Below are 1,357 nucleotides of genomic sequence, written 5' to 3' on the forward strand. Positions count from 1 at the left end.
CAATTGATCCTCTTGCTGAAGATTACACTTATAATAGCCCATATGCCTTTGCTGAAAATAGGGTTGTTGATGGTAGAGAATTAGAGGGATTGGAATGGCAATCAAGTACATCAAGTGATGGAAAAACAGTAAACTTATGTCTTGATGTTCGTACCGTAAATAATACTAATGGTAATTTAACAAATGCTCAAGTTGCAACTTTAGCAAATGAAAGAGCTCAATTGTTAACTAATACAATTGGCGGAAAAGATGCTCAAGGTAGAACCGTAACAGTTACAGTCAACCAAAATGAAAGTGCAACAATGATTTGGGAATACAATACAGCTCTTACAGCTAATGGAGTACAAGAACTTCAAGGTAAATCTCAAACCGAAATTGATAATACATTAGGACAGGCAATAGGTATTGTAGATAAAATTGGAGATACACAGAATAACAGAAGTCAGGTAAATGTTGGTAGAAGCCCTAATATGCCTTATTCAGATGATACAGGTTTACCTGATTTTAATAATAAAGATGCTAGAGCGAAAAGTGCACAAACAGGAAACCATGAAGACGGGCATACTTTAGGATTAAGACACCAGGACGACTCAAAAAACCCTACTGCTAAAGAACAAGCAAAACAACCTAACAATATGATGAACTATGGTAGTGATGGGAAAAGTGTTAGCAAAGAGCAAAGAAGTCAGGCTATTAAATTAATTGAAGCACAGCAAAAATAACATGAAATACACTTATTCAATATTAATAATTTTTGCACTTATAGGATGTTCAAACACTAAAATCATTACTGATAATAGTTCTCTAAATCGTAATGATAAAACGATTCAATATATTTTAAAAAAGTATAAAGTTGAAGAAACTAATAAAAACATTCTCTATTTTACAAGTGGCTTTAAAAATGAAAAATTAAAAATAACAATCGAAAATGATATTTTATGTAATAGCGAAATTAATACAATTGACCAATTAAGTCTTGCTTATGTACAAGTGATAACAAATGACAAGCCCATTATATTAAAATTCAATAAAATTACTTTGTCTCTTAATTACGAAAATTTAAAAAAATATAAATTTGTTTACATTATCAAAATGATGAACAAGAATAGATATTTGATTGAATATTCAAACCAAAGCAAAAACTTCATGTAGGAAGGATTTATATAATTAATGATAAAATTAGTTTATTAGTAGTTGATAACTCATTTTATAAAGAAAAATAAAACCACACCTTTATAGTGTGGTTTTTTGTATTTTAAGTAAGTTGTTGTAAATTAGATTTTAGAATAAAAGCATCTAGTAAGAAGTAAGATGGATTTACCTTTGTCAAATTTTGAAAATTTGACAAAGGTTTTTT

At 29.0% G+C, this 1,357-nt stretch carries 2 protein-coding genes; both read left to right on the forward strand.

Annotated features, from left to right (window positions below):
• The first annotated feature begins 2 nt into the window (after positions 1-2).
• Positions 3-722 carry a hypothetical protein gene (locus tag B0A58_RS16590; protein WP_243389524.1) on the forward strand — a complete coding sequence of 240 codons (720 nt, stop codon included), beginning with the start codon at positions 3-5 and terminating at the stop codon, positions 720-722.
• 1 nt (position 723) lies between these two features.
• Complete coding sequence (locus tag B0A58_RS15980) at positions 724-1,152, forward strand: hypothetical protein (RefSeq protein WP_089081863.1); 429 nt, start codon at positions 724-726, stop codon at positions 1,150-1,152.
• Positions 1,153-1,357: the final 205 nt, after the last annotated feature.

The sequence above is a fragment of the Flavobacterium branchiophilum NBRC 15030 = ATCC 35035 genome, assembly GCF_002217205.1.
In the GTDB taxonomy this organism is placed as follows: Bacteria; Bacteroidota; Bacteroidia; order Flavobacteriales; family Flavobacteriaceae; genus Flavobacterium; species Flavobacterium branchiophilum.